Annotated in this window: 10 protein-coding genes; 9 read left to right on the top strand and 1 reads right to left on the bottom strand. The window is 41.0% G+C overall.

What is annotated here, in order from left to right; translation table 11 throughout:
• Positions 1 to 445: 445 nt before the first annotated feature.
• Both E7303_RS16825 and E7303_RS16820 read left to right on the top strand, forming a co-directional pair.
• Positions 446 to 1513, top strand: coding sequence for a restriction endonuclease subunit S (locus E7303_RS16825; RefSeq protein ID WP_292146581.1), 1068 nt, complete (start codon positions 446 to 448; stop codon positions 1511 to 1513).
• A gap of 75 nt (positions 1514 to 1588) precedes the next feature.
• Complete coding sequence (locus E7303_RS16820; protein ID WP_292146580.1) at positions 1589 to 4948, top strand: DEAD/DEAH box helicase family protein; 3360 nt, start codon at positions 1589 to 1591, stop codon at positions 4946 to 4948.
• An 87-nt stretch (positions 4949 to 5035) separates the two neighbouring features.
• On the opposite strand, the gene E7303_RS16815 is transcribed toward E7303_RS16820, so the two are convergent.
• A complete protein-coding gene (locus tag E7303_RS16815) occupies positions 5036 to 6235 on the bottom strand; it encodes an AraC family transcriptional regulator (protein WP_292146579.1) in 1200 nt (399 codons plus the stop codon).
• A 130-nt stretch (positions 6236 to 6365) separates the two neighbouring features.
• Between E7303_RS16815 and E7303_RS16810 the strand changes: the two genes are divergently transcribed.
• From E7303_RS16810 to E7303_RS16780, 7 genes are all read left to right on the top strand, one after another.
• Positions 6366 to 7880, top strand: a complete 1515-nt coding sequence (locus E7303_RS16810; RefSeq protein WP_292146578.1) for an MFS transporter — start codon at positions 6366 to 6368, stop codon at positions 7878 to 7880.
• A gap of 19 nt (positions 7881 to 7899) precedes the next feature.
• Positions 7900 to 10113, top strand: coding sequence for a glycoside hydrolase family 2 protein (locus E7303_RS16805; RefSeq protein ID WP_292146577.1), 2214 nt, complete (start codon positions 7900 to 7902; stop codon positions 10111 to 10113).
• Between the two features lie 19 nt (positions 10114 to 10132).
• Entirely contained in the window at positions 10133 to 12394 is a 2262-nt protein-coding gene (locus tag E7303_RS16800) for a family 78 glycoside hydrolase catalytic domain (protein ID WP_292146576.1), read from the top strand.
• Between the two features lie 18 nt (positions 12395 to 12412).
• Positions 12413 to 13717: a glycoside hydrolase family 1 protein gene (locus E7303_RS16795; protein ID WP_292146575.1), complete on the top strand. Its 1305-nt coding sequence runs from the start codon at positions 12413 to 12415 to the stop codon at positions 13715 to 13717.
• Positions 13717 to 14589 carry a sugar phosphate isomerase/epimerase family protein gene (locus tag E7303_RS16790; RefSeq protein WP_292146574.1) on the top strand — a complete coding sequence of 291 codons (873 nt, stop codon included), beginning with the start codon at positions 13717 to 13719 and terminating at the stop codon, positions 14587 to 14589. The genes E7303_RS16795 and E7303_RS16790 overlap by 1 nt, the downstream gene beginning before the upstream one ends.
• Positions 14590 to 14790: 201 nt before the next feature.
• Positions 14791 to 16491: a putative bifunctional diguanylate cyclase/phosphodiesterase gene (locus E7303_RS16785; protein ID WP_292146571.1), complete on the top strand. Its 1701-nt coding sequence runs from the start codon at positions 14791 to 14793 to the stop codon at positions 16489 to 16491.
• A gap of 98 nt (positions 16492 to 16589) precedes the next feature.
• Positions 16590 to 16885, top strand: a 296-nt coding sequence (locus tag E7303_RS16780; protein WP_292146570.1) for a hypothetical protein, incomplete at its 3' end; no start/stop codon positions are given.

Genomic DNA, 16885 nt, shown 5'->3' with positions numbered 1-16885 from the left:
AAATTGAGATTTGTCGAGTTGACGAGTCATATCAAAATTGAATATATATTTGACGATAAAGAGTGGTAATGGTAGTATTATATTAATTAAAGGTGCTACCGGTAGACGGTTAGCCCTATGTATAATTGATTAGTTAAAAATAACCGCTCAACTTACCAGGCTGGGGCGGTTATTTTTGTGTCTTGGAATCATGCTTGCCAAACATGTAACCAAGACTAAAGAAAGTCGCACGCAGTCCAAGCACTGCAATAAGGTCACTGATGGTGAGCATAAGCAAGTACCTCCAACAAAGATTTCTCAAAGAGATTTCTATGATTAACAGAGGCCACAGTCCTCCGGTTGAAGGACTAACCGCCTACCGTGATTACTGGTAGCGCAGAAGATAATTATATCGAACATATATTCGTGAGTCAATGACAAATGGAAAGATTTGTAGGGATGATAAATGGAAATACAAGTAGGCGAATTAATAAAGAAAGCTAAGGTTAGCCGTTGCGGGAATGGAGATTATCCTGTTCTCTCAATGACAATGCATGATGGACTTATGTTTCAAAATGATAGGTTTAAGAAGCAGATTGCTTCTGTGGATCAATCAAACTATCAAGTTGTTAAACGCCATCAATTAGTCGAGAGCTTTCCAATAGATGAAGGTGTGCTGGCAGTTCAGGAATTAACTGAAGAAGGAATTGTTAGCCCAGCTTATAAGATTTGGGATGTCAACATGGATAGGGTGATTCCGGTATACCTTGAGTTGGCTTTGAGATCCCCTAGAAGCATAGAGTATTACAAATCCAAACTCAGGGGAACCACAGCAAGAAGGCGAAGTATAACAGATGCTGAATTTTGTGCTATGCAGATCAAATTGCCAGATTTAAAGGAACAAGAAAGAATAATTAAGCTTATTTCCAGAGTAAGGGCAGTATCAGCAAAAAGACAACAGGAATTGGATACATTAGATGAACTTATCAAAGCCCGATTTGTCGAGCTCTTTGGTGACTTGAAAACTAATACAAAGAATTGGCCTACAGTGGGCTTTAATGACTGTGCAGCTATTGATACAAACATGATCCATGATTTTGACGGTTATGAGAATTATCCACACATCGGAATTGATAGTATTGAAAAGGATACAGGGCGTTTAGTGGGATATAGGACAATCGCAGAAGATGGTGTGATTAGTGGCAAGTATTTGTTTTCGCCAAAGCATATTATTTATAGCAAGATTCGTCCGAATTTAAATAAGGTTGCTTTGCCTGATTTTGATGGACTTTGTTCCGCAGATGCATATCCTATTTTGGTAAAGGAAGAGGTATGTACAAGAGAATTCTTTGGGTATACGTTGAGAAGCAGCTATTTTCTGGACTATATTCTTGTTTTTAGCAATAGGACAAATTTGCCAAAAGTTAATAAGAATCAAGTCGAAGGGTTTACCTTACCCCTTCCAGAGATAGGGGTTCAACGCCAGTTTTCAGACTTTGTAAAACAAGTCGACAAATCAAAAGTTGTAGCTTAGGTTACGGCAAGAATAAGTCCCTTTAAGAAAGAATTGTAGTACTGACTAGGGTTTAAGATTTAAAGGAGCATGTTTATGGAAACAAATTTTGATTACCTGCTTCAGAAAAAAGAGTATAAAGATTTTGCTACTCAGGCGGTGGAAGCTGAAAAGAGCATTGCGATATCACCGGCAACATGTGCAATTCTATCCAGAAGAGCACTTGAACTTGCAGTGAGGTTTGTGTTTTCATATGATGCTGATTTAGTGCTTCCATACCAGGATAATATTTCCAGTTTGATACACGAGGATACTTTCAGAAATATTATTGAGCCAAGGTTATTCCCTATGCTCAAATATACAATCCATCTTGGAAACGTTGCAGTGCATACTAACAGCAACATTAAAAGAGATGAGGCGATTATTGCACTCAGAGATCTTTTTGAATTCTGTGATTGGGTCGATTATTCGTATTCCAAAGACTATGAGGAGAAAACTTTTGACGAAAGCATTCTTCCGTCCGGGGATGAAAAGAGAGTCAAAGCGGATGAGTTACGTGCTCTTTATGACGATCTGAGTAGTAAGGATAAGAAACTTGCAGATGTTCTTAAGGAAAATGAAGAGCTGCGTAAGCAGATGGCTGAAGAAAGAACATCAAACAGTAAGAAGAGAACCTTTAACATTGATAAGATCAGCGAAGCTGAGACCAGAAAGCACTTTATCGATGTTGCTTTAAATGAAGCCGGATGGTTTATAGATAGTAACTGTACCATAGAGGAGCCTGTGACCGGAATGCCAAATACAACTGGGACTGGCTTTGTTGACTATGTTCTTTGGGGCAAAAACAATCTTCCGCTTGCTGTGGTAGAAGCAAAGAAAGCCTCTGTGGATCCTATTGTGGGGAGTCAGCAGGCTAAGCTTTATGCTGATTGCCTTCAGAATAAATATAATCAGAGACCGCTTATTTTCACCACAAACGGATTCGAATTCTTTTTCACCAATGACCTGGCAGGATATCCTAAGAGAGAAGTTTCTGGCTTCTTTACTCAGGATGAGCTTCAGATGGAGATTGACAGGCGTAAAGACCGTATTCCTTTGGATAAAATAGATATAAACGATGACATCACTAACCGCCCTTATCAAAAAGAAGCGGTTACAGCTGTATGTGATGCTATAACGAATAAACACAGGAAAATGCTTATAGTACAGGCTACAGGATCTGGAAAGACAAGAGTTAGTATAAGCATAGTAGATGTGCTAAGGCGACATAACTATGTTAAAAATATTCTGTTTTTGGCAGATAGAACCGCTCTTGTAAAGCAAGCAAAGAACAATTATACAACTCTTTTGCCTGACTTATCGTGCTGCAATCTTCTTGATAATAAAGATGATCCTGAGAATTCCAGAATGATCTTTTCAACCTATCCTACAATGATGAATGCCATAGATGAGAAGAAAAATCAGTATGGAGAGAGATTGTTTGGTCCAGGACACTTTGACCTTATTATATGTGATGAGGTTCATAGATCAATTTATAAAAAATATCAAGAGATTTTTGAATACTTTGATGCCTATCTTTTAGGCATGACAGCTACGCCTAAAAATGAAATAGATAAGAACACTTACGGTATTTTTGACCTTGAAAGGGGAGTGCCGACTTTCGCATATGAATTGGATAAAGCCGTTGCTGAAGGCTATCTGGTTAATTATTCAACTCTTGAGTATAAAACTAAGATTATGGAAAACGGCATTCATTATAATGAGCTATCGGATGAAGATAAGGAAGAACTTGAGGATACTTTTGGGTCTGAGGATGATGTTCCTGAGGAGATTTCAAGTGATGCCATAAATACATGGCTCTTTAATGCTGATACGATTGATAAGGTTCTGCAGGAGCTCATGGATAAAGGCCTAAAAGTAGAAGCGGGCGATAAACTTGGGAAAACAATTATCTTTGCGCGGAATTCAAATCACGCCAAAAGAATTGTAGAAAGATTTGGAAAACTGTACCCGGAGTATGGTGGGGACTTTATTAAGCAGATCGATTATAGCATTAAGTACAACGATACGTTGATAGATGATTTCAGCACAAAAGAAAAATTGCCACAAATAGCAGTATCTGTGGATATGTTGGATACGGGTATTGATATACCGGAGATTCTCAATCTTGTTTTCTTTAAGAAAGTGAGAAGCTATTCAAAGTTTTGGCAGATGATTGGCAGGGGAACAAGGCTTTGCAAGGATTTATTTGGTGCAGGTCAAGATAAAGATAAGTTTTTAATATTTGACTTCTGTAACAATTTCGACTTTTTTAGAGTAAATACAAACGGAAAAGACACCGGTATTCAGGTAAGTCTTTCTGAAAAGATATTTACAACTAAGGCCATGATCTGCAGAGAATTGCAGGATTCTCAATATGCTACTGATGATGAATATGTGGCTTACAGGAAAGAGCTAGTTTCAGATTTATATAATGCAGTAATTGAGCTGAATGATGACAGCTTTCTTGTTAAGAGACATCAGCGATATGTTGAAACGTACCGTAATCTATTATCCTGGAATGATTTGGAAACGGTTGAAATCTCAGAAATTAAGGAGCATATTGCGCCTATTATCAGACCGAAGAAGGAAGATGAACTAGCAAGACGTTTTGATTACATTATCTATAGCATTGATCTGGGTATGCTACAAAGTAAAAATGTGCAGACACCAATAAATACGGTAATAAGTACGGCAGAAGCATTGTCCAAGAAGTATTCAATTCCACAGGTAAAAGCAGAAAGAGAAACTATAGAAAAGGTTCAAACTGATGAATTTTGGGAAAATGCTACAATTCTTGAGCTGGATCAGGTCCGAGATTCAATGAGGCTCCTAATGCAGTATCTTGAAAAACTAGTTCAACCTATTCTTGATACTAATGTTGAGGACACCATTATTGATGCCAAAGAGGGAGATCCCATATACGTTAGTAATGATCTTAAGAACTATAAAAAGAAGGTCGAATTTTATCTTAAACAGCATGAGGATAATCTGTCCGTATATAAACTGAAAAACAATAAAAAGCTTAACGAAACGGACATGAAAGAACTGGAGAGGATCCTTTGGACTGAACTTGGTTCCAAGGATGACTACATTAAAGAGTATGGAGATACTCCTATTGGACGTCTTGTTCGCAAGATTGTTGGCGTTGACAGGGCTGCAGTCAATGAGGCATTTAGTAAATTCCTGTCGGATGAGCATCTGAATGTGAATCAGATAAGATTTGTAAATCTGATTATTGATTACATAGTCGCAAATGGAAATATCGAAGACAATGCTGTGCTGATGGAAGAGCCCTTTAAGTCCGTAGGTAGTATTACAACGTTATTTAAAGATAATCTGGGAACTGCCAAGGAGATAATGAATGTAGTGGCAGATATAAAGAGCAATTCTGAACAGATGGCACAGGAGGCATAAAAGAAATAAGCATAAGTTAATTTGTTATGATGCGTGCAACGCAACCGGTTTGCTGTTTTAGTTGCCATGTTCTTCACCATCCTTTCATCACGTTGTTTTTCTGAATTCTGTAGGCGTCATATCATAGTTCTTTTTAAATACTTTAACAAAGTAATTATTGTCGGAGTAACCAACGTAGCTGCTGATCTCCTGGATGGGAAGATTCGTCTTCTTCAGGAGGTTGGCAGCTTTTTTGCATCTCATGAGGGCGATATACTCGGTCATGGTTTCGCCAGTTTCTTTTTTGAATACCTTTGACAGGTGAGAAATGGACATACTGGCATTTTTTGAGAGGTCTTCGTTTGATATATGGTCGCCGAGATGCAGATTTATGTACTCTATGACTCTCTGAATGGGAGGTGAATACTTGTCCAGAGACAGCTTATGATTGTGAACTGCCTTTGTCAGCTCAATGATCATATCGATTTGATAGCGGGTCTGAAGGTCGTCGTTGTTTGAAGCTGAAGACAGCTGAGTGTATTTTTGGGTAATCTCATCTATTGTAATGACTGAAAGACCTGATTCTTCCGCAGCTTTTCTGGAAAGAGCTTTAAGTATAGCCAGACCATAGCCTGAGGCATAGTAGTTGAGGCTCTCCTTAGAAAATACGGAAAGGACCTCAGGACTGGACATTTTTTCAAATGCTGACATGATGTTTTTGGTATCGCCGTTTCTAATCATCGACAGGAACTGCTTTTCCTGATCGTATCGCCTGTAGATCTCACTGTAATTCCTTTCCGACAGTTCTGTCTTATCATCTTCCTCAGATACATTCTGAATAAAACCCGATAGTCTTCTGTATGAATACTCGCTCTCGGCAGGGGAAAAAGAAATTATGCATTTGTTTACAACACTGGTGATCTGCTCGGTATAAACGATGGGAAATGCTGTGTAATACAGCTTAAAAGATAATGATTTAGATAAGGACTCGTCATTTTTTGCAAGCATGGTTTCTATCTTAAGCTCTGCGTATTTTTCTTTTACGTAAGGTCCGATTATATAAATCCTGTCATCAAATCTAAAAAAAGATACGCATATACCCAGATGGTCTATGATCTCGTAGATCATGCTTTCTTTGGATGAGGACAGAAGATAGTAAAGCGCCTTGCTTGTAAACATGGGCTGCATCTTGATGCTGAAGCAGTATTTCTTTTCAAAGGCGTAAAGAGAGTTATCCATGTCTGTTGCATCCATGACATCTACGGAGAGAAAGTTTTTTAAAAGAGCTGAAAAAAGAGTATGGTCCATATTTATTCCTCAAAACAATAAAATAATACTAGTCAAGATAAAATAATTCTAACATATTACAAAACTAAATGATACTATGACCATAACAAGAAAGCTTTCAAATATTAACATGCAACTGAAAGGGGTTACAATGGGTAAGGACAAATCTCTGATAAGAGAAGAAAATGGGGTGACTTATAAAAGAGCAAGAACCTGGCATATTGCACTTGCAATGATGACAGGTGCAGGGCAGATGGCATTTTATCTGCTTATGAATGGTGCAACATATATTGGAAATTCCAACTTTGGGATACTTGTTGCAGTTACAGGACTAATTATCACAGGATCAAGGCTTTTGGATGGTATTACAGATCCGGTAATAGCTTTTTTCATGGAGAGATTTAATTCAAGATTTGGAAAAGTAAGATTCTCAATCATATTTGGATGGCTTCTAATGGCCATTGCTACAACACTGATGTGCAATATAGGGGCAAAGCTTTCGCTTACGGGCGCAGCGGGAATAACATTTTTTGTTCTTTGCTATGTGATCTACATCATTGGTTATACATTTGTAAGTATTGCAGGTCAGATCAACATGAGCATTCTGACCAATGATCCCAAGCAGCGTCCTACAATCGGTGTCTGGAGTACAGCGTATTCATATTTGGTTCCGATGATCATGAGCGTTGTGGCATCGGCTGTGATTCTTCCAAGATTTAATAACATTCAGGGAACAGAATATTTCGCAACATACAATGTAGTGGTAATAATTGTTTCACTCTTTTTCTACATTCTGGCATGTATAGGAATTGCTCCATATGATATTCCCGAGAATTTCGAAGGAATCAAAAAGGATGGCGAGAGTGATGAAAAGCCAAGCTTTAAGGATATGCTGGCGCTGATCAAAGAGAATAAAGAGCTTCAGAGATTCATCATGGCAGCAACTTCCGATAAGCTGGCTCAGACAATAGGTTCTGCAGCAGTAGTATCCACAATGCTTAACGGTATTATGCTTGGATCAATGGCTATATCATCAATTCTTTCTGCGCTTGCAATGCTTCCATCCATTATTTTTGCGATCATTGGCGCGAAGATTGCAGGTAAACAGGGTAGCAGAAAGGTCATGATCGACTGGACCAAGAACTGTATAGGACTGAATATCGCATTTGCAGTATATCTTTTGTTTACACCTACAACTCTTGTGGGAACAGTATTCGGAGGCAACTTATCAGCCGGAGCAGTTCTCATGGCAATCACTTATGTACTCTTTACATTTGGAAATAACGCAATGAAGATGGTTGTTTCTGTATCAACAAGTGCGTTCAGAATGGATGTTGTTGACTATGAGATGGATCGCTCGGGAAAATATATGCCTGCGACAGTATCAGCTACTTACAGCTTCATTGACAAAATAGTTTCATCCTTTGGTGCAACTATCGCGACACTCATGATCGGACTTATAGGATATACAACTACAGCGCCTCAGCAGGGTGATCCGCTTACCTTCGGTGTCAGAGTAATGACCGTAATACTTCTTATCGGATTCCCTATAGTAGGATGGATCTGCACACTTCTGGCAATGAAGAATTCCGAGCTCACATACGAGAAGATGGAAGAAATCCAAAAGAGTATCGGCGAGAAGAAAAAGGCTGCAATGGGTCAGTAAAAAACTGGAGAGGTGAAACATGCGAACAACAATTCTTTGGAATGATAACTGGATATTTGAAAAAGAGGGCAAGAGCGAGAGTATATCTTTTCCTCATACCTGGAATGCTGTTGATGGACAGACGGGACCTGAGCAGTATTACAGAGGAACCTGCCTTTATAAAAAGACATTTGATAGGCCGGTAATGGAAGAGGGGCAGCGGGCGTATGTGGAATTTCGCGGCGTTAATTCTTCCGCAAAAGTTACTTTAAATGGCCGTGAGGTTGCGAGCCATGATGGCGGATATTCCTGCTTTAGGGCGGACATTACAGAGGCGCTTTCAGACTCAAATGAAATGGTAGTCTCTGTTTCCAACGAGCCCAATACAAGGGTGTACCCTCAGAAAGCGGACTTTACCTTTTACGGCGGGATATACCGGGATGTCTATCTTGTGATCGTGGATGAAAAGCACTTTGACATGGACTACTATGGAGGAAACGGACTTTATGTAACTCCGAGAATTGTCGGAAGTGATGCAGAAATCGAGGTCAAGGCCTACGTAAACGGCGGCGAAAGTGTAAGAATATCCATAGATGGTGTAACAGAGCAGGAGTTTGAGGTGGTTCCGGCAGAGGATGCATCATGTGGATATGTTGCCTGTGGTAAGATCACGATAAAAGAGCCACATTTATGGAACGGTCTCAAGGATCCGTTTTTGTACAACATAACAGCAACTCTTTTGGATGGAACAAAAGAGTGTGACAGAATCTATGACAGGTTTGGTGTTAGAGAGTTCCATGTTGATGCTCAAAAAGGTTTTTTCCTCAATGGAGAAAGCTATCCGCTTCGCGGAGTCTCAAGACATCAGGACAGAGCAGGGGTTGGTAATGCACTGACAAAAGAAATGCACAAGGAGGACATTGAACTCATCCTCTCTATGGGCGCCAATTCCATCAGGCTTGCACACTATCAGCACGATCAGTACTTCTATGATCTTTGCGATGAAAAGGGCATAGTGGTATGGGCTGAGATTCCATATATCACCGTACATATGGACAGTGGAAGAGAGAACACCATATCCCAGATGAAAGAGCTGATAAGCCAGAATTACAATCATGCATCAATAATGTGCTGGGCACTTTCAAATGAGATATCTCTGCAGGGCGTAACTGAAGATCTCTTGGAGAACCACAGGATATTAAACGATATTGTCCACGAGATGGATCCTGTAAGATTTTCTGCCATGGCAAATCTTTTCCTTCTCGAGACAGACTCTCCTCTTGTAACATTGCCGGATATTCGCGGATACAACCTGTATTATGGCTGGTATGTAGGTGAGATGGAGGACAATGACAAGTGGTTTGACGATTTCCATAGTAAGCATCCTGATGTGGCAATAGGTCTTACGGAGTATGGAGCAGATTCAGTAATTAGCCTACAGTCTCCAAGACCTGAAAAAGGCGATTATACAGAAAGTTATCAGGCTGTTTATCACGAGCATATGCTTGAAATGTTCAGCACCCGTCCATATATCTGGGGAACATATCTCTGGAATATGTTTGAGTTTGCTGCAGCAGGACGAGATGAGGCAGGAGACCCCGGCAAAAACCACAAGGGTGTCATCACCTTTGACAGGAAGCAGAAAAAAGACGCTTATTATATCTATAAAGCATGGTGGTCAGATGAGCCTTTCGTTCATCTTTGCGGAAAAAGATATCACGATCGCATCGAGGATAATACAGAGATAAAGGTATATTCAAACCAAAAGTCCGTAACTCTCTTTGTTGACGGTGTAGAAGCGGCAAGCGCAAGCGGAGAACATGTATTTAAATTTAATGTTCCCATAAGCGGAGTACATACAATAAAGGCTGTTTCAGGCGAGTTATCTGATGAAATGGAGATAGCCAAGGTTTCTGAGCCCAATCCTGCATACTTTGCTCCCGACAAAAAGGTCAGAAACTGGTTTGACAAGGCAGATGAACCTGAGGAAAAAGAGGGATACCTTTCCCTTTCAAGTACAATGGCAGAGATTCAGGCAACCCCTGAAGGAAAAGCAATATTGGACAGAATGATGGCTGCAATGACTGCAAAGACAGCCGGTGGGATGGGCGAAGGAGTAGAGATATCCGAAGCAATGCAACAGATGATTGCTCGCCAACCACTCATTAAACTTCTGCAGCAGGGCGGAATGGATATAGAATCTGACGATATTAAGGCACTTTCAAATGCCCTTATGAATATTAAAAAGCAGTAAAGAAAACTAGAGGTATTAGATGGAAACGGCTAAGATTTTTGAAAAAGCAAAGTGGATATCACCTGAAACTGTGACAGAACCTGATAAGAGAAAGGGAGCAGGATATTTAAGAACCACATTCTCTTATAAAGAGGGGAAAGTTTGTATATATGCTACAGCCCACGGCTTGTATGAAATACTGATAAATGGCCGTAAAATCACGGATGCACGACTGACACCGGGATGCGATGAGTATGATAAAAGACTTCAGTATCAGGAGTATGAGATCACTGAAGTGCTAAAGCCCGGTGAAAATGAGATCTTTATAACGCTTGGTGATGGCTGGTACAGAGGATGCAACGGAATTGACGGCGTGAGAAACCTCTATGGCGAGGATATTTCCTTTTTGGGCGCAGTGATAGGCGATGGAGACATGGAAAATCCGATACTTGTTACGGATTGCAGCTGGGATGCATGTGAAAACGGGCCTATAAAGCTTACGGACCTTGAACTGGGAGAAACCTGCGATGCCGGTGCAGGATTTGGTGAGTGGCATAAGGCCAGGGAGATGTCTTTTGACAAAAGAAATCTGACAGCCCAGAAGGCGCCGTTTATCACTGAGCATGAGGAGTTTGAAGGAAGGCTCATCAATACTCCGAATGGAGAGAGCGTATTTGATTTCGGACAGAACCTTGCCGGTTATACGTCTTTTGTTGTAGAAAACGCCAAGGGCGGTGAGAAGATCTGTCTCATCCACGGTGAAAGTCTGGATGAAAACGGAAACTTCACGATCAGTAATTTCCAGCCCGGAGACAGGAACAAATCCGGCGGAATTAAGCAGGAAATAAACTATATCTGCAAGAGCGGAAGAAATGAGTTTAAGCCGCATTTTTCGATATTTGGCTTTAGATACGCAAAATTAACAGGTGATATTTCACCGTCTGATATCAAAATAAAGAGCATTGCTGTGTATTCGGATATGAAGGAAACAGCAGGCTTTGAATGTGGCGTGGATGAAGTAAACAAGCTGTTTAAAAACAGTGTCTGGTCCATGAAGTCAAACTTCTGTGACATTCCTACTGACTGTCCCACAAGGGAGAGAGCCGGCTGGACAGGTGATGCGGCAGTCTTTGTGAGGACCGGTGCGTATCTCATGGACTGCAGGGGCGTTTATGAGAAATGGCTTGCAAACGTGAGGATAGGGCAGCATCCTGATGGCAAGATGGCATATATCTGTCCCAAAAACTCAAATCCCGGCAAGATAGCAGAGATGTTCTCAGCTTCTGTTGGCTGGGGCGATGCGGCGGTTCTTGTGCCCTGGAATCTATACAGAATATACGGCGATGAGCAGATACTTAAAGACAATTATGAAATGATGAAGAAGTGGGTGGACTTCCTCGGAAGAAGAGCCGGAAAGAGCAAGCTCAAAAACCGCTTTGGAAAGAACCCCTACAGGAAGTACATCATCGACACCGGAATGGATTATGGTGAGTGGTGCGAACCCGGGGCAGATGTTATGAAGACAATGATGGCTGCATTTAAAGATGGCCAGCCTGAAGTTGCGACTGCTTACTATGCTTTTTCATCTGGTATTCTTGCCAGAATATCTAAGATTCTCGGAAATAGCGCTGATGCAGATAAGTATAAAGAAATCTCGGAAAAGGCCACAGAAGCATACAGATATCTGGTTCTTAAGGACGGACATATCAGATCAGAGAGGCAGTGTGAGTACGTAAGGCCACTTGCATTTTGTCTTTTGCCTGAAAAAGAGGCAGTGGAAGCTGCGAAGGACTTAAATGAGCTTGTAGTGAAAAATGACTATCATCTTAACACGGGCTTCCTTTCAACGCCTTTCCTATGCAGTGTGCTTGCGGATTACGGTTATGCAGATACAGCGTACAGATTGCTGTTGCAGAAAAGCTATCCCTCGTGGCTCTATGCCGTGGAGAAAGGTGCTACCACTATTTGGGAGACCTGGGACGGCGTCAGAGAAGATGGCACTGTACATGATTCATTGAATCACTACTCCTATGGAGCAGTTTCAGGATGGCTCTTGTCGGGGATTCTGGGAATCAGATACGATTTTGACAAAGTCCTGATAAAGCCGGTGCCTGATGAGAGACTTAAGTTTGCAAAGGGCTACTATGATTCACCGAGAGGGCGCATAGTATCCGAATGGAGATATATTGAGAACTCGAATACTTTTGCATACCACTTTGAAATTCCTGGAGGAATGGAAGCAGAGCTGGAGCTCCCTAGCGGGGAAAAGAGAATTTTGACGGGCGGAAGTTATGAGATTTAAATTATGGAGGATAGGAAAATGAACAAGTTCGAAAACGGATTTATGCTGGGTGCTTCTACTGCAGCCCACCAGGTTGAAGGAAACAATACAAATTCAGATTACTGGGTAATGGAGAATATGGAGTATTCACAGTTTGTTGAGCCTTCACTGGATGCTGTTGATCACTATAACAGATATGAAGAAGATATCAAGATGCTGGCAGATGCAGGCCTTAACACCTACAGATTCTCTGTTGAATGGGCACGTATTGAGCCTGAGCAGGGCAAATTTGATGAAAAAGAGATTGAACATTACAGGAAGATGATCAAATGCTGCAGAGACAATGGTGTTGAACCGGTTATTACCCTTATGCATTTTACATCACCTGTGTGGCTTATAAAGCTCGGAGGATGGGATAATGAGCAGGTTGTAGAGCTTTTTGCCAACTATGCAAGATACGTCACAGAGCAGCTTGGAAGCGAGATAAAGTATATCTGTACCATAAATGAGGCAAACATGAGACTTCAGATTGGCGCTCTCATGGAAAGATTTAAGAAGCAGATGATGGCGAAGATGGCAAATGCAGCTAAAAACGATGGTGACTCCATGGAGGGGCAGGTCCAGGTTGGGCTTAACCTCTCCGATCCAATGGAGAAAATGAAGCTGGCTGCAATGGAGAATGCCAAAGTATTCGGAGATCCTCAGCCACATACATTTGTCTCCGCAACTGATAAAAATGGCGATATGATAGTCATAAAGGCACATCAGGCAGCCAAGGAAGCAATCAAGGCTGTTAATCCCGACATTAAAGTTGGTATTACGCTTTCCCTGCACGACTGCCAGTATATAGAAGGTGGCAAGGAGCGCGCAGAAAGCGACTGGAATCAGGAGTTCAGCCATTACATTCCTTATATTAAGGAAGACGATTTCTTTGGACTTCAGAATTATACAAGAACTACCTACGGCCCTGATGGAATTGTGCCTGTTCCCGAGGGAACACCAATGACACAGATGGATTACGAGGTATATCCTGAGGCTCTTGAGCATGCAATCAGACGCGTGCATGAGGAGATGCCAAATGTGCCGATCATGGTTACAGAAAATGGAATTGCAACAGCAGATGATGAGCAGAGAGTTAAGTTTATCGACAAGGCAATCGAGGGTGTTCAGAACTGCATAAATGATGGAATTCCTGTTATCGGATACTGTCACTGGTCACTTATCGATAATTTTGAGTGGCAAAAAGGCTATGCACTTACATTTGGTCTTTGCGCAGTTGACAGGAAAACACAAATCAGGACACCAAAGCCCAGTTTAAAGCATCTTGGAGGCTATTTGAAATAATGAAAGACAAAGTACTGACCGGCGTACAACAGATAATGATAGGAAGCAGATGCAACAGTTATGAGAGTGCACTTAGCACGCTTAGAGCTATTAAAAGTGCAGGATATGATGGCATTGAACTTAATGACTTCATGATAGGGCCAACGCCCTTCATTGTGAGGTTACTTACTAAATTTGCCGGTATGCCCACGGGGAATGGCGGAAAGCTTGATTGGAAGAAGCTGATCTCAGAGAGCGGATTGATAGTCATAAGCCTGCACAGCTATCTTAACAGCATTGAAGAAAACCCCGAGGCTGTTGCGAAAGAAGCCTTGAGCTTTGGAACGGACACTGTTGTTATAACCGGTATGTACAGGTTTGATTACGGGAATTTCGCTGAGGTAAAAAAACTGGCTGAGCGCCTGAACATGGCCGGAAAAGCTCTTTTGCCCTATGGAGTGAAACTCCTTTATCACAATCACAATATAGAGCTGCAGAAGGTCTCAGAAGATAAAACTGCATATGATGTTATCATCGAAAACACAGACCCTCAGTATGTCAACTTTGAGCTTGATACATATTGGATTGCAGATGGTGGGGCCGATGTTACTGCCCTGATATACAAACTCTCAGACAGAATGGTGATGTGGCACATAAATGACAGGGGCTGCAGGAAAAAGGGACCTTTTATTACGCCCATCCTCAAAGAGGACGCTGCAGAACTTGGCACAGGAAATATGGCCCTTGGTACTATCCTGGAAAATGTACGGGCAACTTCCAAAGTAGAAGCGATTGTTCTGGAGACCCATAAGAACTGGATTTATAATGACCCGGTAAAAAGCCTTACCGTAAGTGCAGAATGGTTCAGAAAACATCAGTTGATGGAGTATTAGCCAGCCGTGTTTACATAAAGTTTATAGATTATGTTGCACATTAAATGTTACTATATAATCGTAGAAGATTGCCTTCATTTTAGGTTGCAGAGTAACAATTGCAATAATTTATGAACTTACTTTTCAAAGCCTCTGCCTTTAGAAGAATTTGAGGCAATTCTCAAGGAATAGATTTTGAAATCATTTAGGGAGAATATGATTATGAAAATCGCTGAATTGATGGCAAATAAGCTTGAGAAACTCTTTCAGGAGGCATCGCTGGAGAATATTAAAGCAGATACCTACAAGGACATCTGTGGTGCGCTTCATGTCACGAAAATGTATTATGATATGGATCTTGGTGGTGATGACAGATACCGGAACCCCAGGACGGGGAAACTTGTATTTGAAGCAACACCAGTTGATGACAAGCTTGTTCTTTATGATTCCGGCATGCCGGGAGGCTTAAAAAAGTGTTACAACTTCTACTATGATGGAAATGAGTATGTCCATGCCTACATAGAATTCGAAAAAGCTGTAAAAGAAGATGACATTGACCAGGAACTGTGTGCGTTTATGGCAAATGTTATCTACATCATTATAAGCAGACAGAACATGAGAAAGATGCTTGACTATGCTGAGTCATCTGATGTTCTTACAGGAATCCCTAATATTGCAATGGTACAAAGAAAATATTATACGGTACTACAGCATTCCAGACCACAGGATTATGCCGTTCTAAGGATCAACCTCAGAAACTTCAGATACATTAATGAGATATGCGGTGCACAGGCAGGAGATGAAGCCATAATACAGTATTCAAGGAAACTGCTTAAGTTTACAGAAGATGATGAATGTGCCGGACGCATGGGCGGGGATAATTTTGTAGTATACCTGCACAATGAGAATATAAAGAACTTTTTAAAGAAGATAAGTACAGTCACCATATCAAAGCTTAAAAATGCTCCAAATAATCGCTTTGACGTTGTGGCATGGGTCGGGATATCCATGCTCTCAGAAGATGAGAACAAGACTTTCCTTGACCGCCTTAACGATGCAAATGTAGCCTGTGGGCTTGGAAAGAGCAGATTAAAGCAGGACGTTGTTTATTATGGCGAAGAGCTGAAAAATATGGTGAAGCAAGGAAGGGACATTATAGGAATATTTCCGACTGCAATAAAGAACCATGAGTTCACGCCTTTTTTCCAGCCTAAGGTTGACATGAAAACGGGCAAACTTGTTGGTTTTGAAGCGCTGTGCAGGTGGTTCCATGAGGGCCATTACATATACCCTGATCAGTTTATTCCGATATTGGACAGAGAGGGGCTTATACCGAAGCTTGATCTTGCCATATTTGATGAAACCTGCAAAGCGATAAAAAGATGGAAAGAAATGGGACTTACTCCACCAAGGATTTCAAGTAACTTTTCCAAAAAAGACCTTTTTGTACCAAAGATAGAAAGCAAGATATTAAAGGTAATAGAGGAAAATGGCCTATCTACTGACGATGTGGAAATAGAGATAACAGAGAGCACAAAGGATGTTGAGTATGAGAGACTCATTACATTTGTAAAGACTCTCAAAGCAAATGGGCTGTTTATATCCATCGATGACTTTGGTACCGGATATTCATCCCTGTCACTTCTCCATAACATCGATGCAGATGTAATAAAGATCGATAAGTCTTTTACAGATATGATAACAGAAGATGATAAAACTGCGATTCTTGTTGAAAGCATAATAACTATTGCACAAAGACTAAAGATGGAGATCATCGCAGAAGGCGTTGAGACGAAGGAGCAGGGTAAAAAGCTTGTGGAACTGGGCTGTAATCTGGCGCAGGGGTATTATTACAGTAAGCCGGTAGACTATCAGTCTGCGACAGAGATCATAAACAGTTGCGATTATGAACCGGTCGTATAAGACATTAAAAAATGGGGTTAAGAACTTTTGATTATTTGTCGATATATTGAGTAGAAAGCTGTAATTGTATTAATTTGGAAGTCACAAGGAGGTGCTTCATGAAAATACAGCAGAACATGGATGTGCAGAATAACATTATTAAAGATCAGTCCGACGTAAATTCTGCGTCAAAATCACATACTAATAACAAAAACAGAGTGGCGATATCAGGTGCAAATCTCACAGGAGATAGCCTGATAGCTCAACGACAGGGCCTTGCAAAAAAGCAGGCTCTAAAAGTCGTGTCCGATGCTTTTGGCGGAGAAAAGAAACTTGACGCCCAGATGCAGGGAATAAAAGATGAGATAAAGCGCCTGCAGGATGAGATCAATGAGAAGAGTGCTGATACAAGAGA

Source organism: Butyrivibrio sp., assembly GCF_015056685.1.
GTDB lineage: Bacteria > Bacillota > Clostridia > Lachnospirales > Lachnospiraceae > Butyrivibrio.
Note: the sequence above shows the minus strand (reverse complement) of the source record. Positions and strands in the feature narration are given on the sequence as shown.

Bases quoted from the DNA above. Each gene is read 5' to 3' on its own strand.
- E7303_RS16825 (WP_292146581.1), top strand. From the start codon at position 446: ATGGAAATACAAGTAGGCGAATTAATAAAGAAAGCTAAGGTTAGCCGT.
- E7303_RS16820 (WP_292146580.1), top strand. From the start codon at position 1,589: ATGGAAACAAATTTTGATTACCTGCTTCAGAAAAAAGAGTATAAAGAT.
- E7303_RS16815 (WP_292146579.1), bottom strand. From the start codon at position 6,235: ATGGACCATACTCTTTTTTCAGCTCTTTTAAAAAACTTTCTCTCCGTA.
- E7303_RS16810 (WP_292146578.1), top strand. From the start codon at position 6,366: ATGGGTAAGGACAAATCTCTGATAAGAGAAGAAAATGGGGTGACTTAT.
- E7303_RS16805 (WP_292146577.1), top strand. From the start codon at position 7,900: ATGCGAACAACAATTCTTTGGAATGATAACTGGATATTTGAAAAAGAG.
- E7303_RS16800 (WP_292146576.1), top strand. From the start codon at position 10,133: ATGGAAACGGCTAAGATTTTTGAAAAAGCAAAGTGGATATCACCTGAA.
- E7303_RS16795 (WP_292146575.1), top strand. From the start codon at position 12,413: ATGAACAAGTTCGAAAACGGATTTATGCTGGGTGCTTCTACTGCAGCC.
- E7303_RS16790 (WP_292146574.1), top strand. From the start codon at position 13,717: ATGAAAGACAAAGTACTGACCGGCGTACAACAGATAATGATAGGAAGC.
- E7303_RS16785 (WP_292146571.1), top strand. From the start codon at position 14,791: ATGAAAATCGCTGAATTGATGGCAAATAAGCTTGAGAAACTCTTTCAG.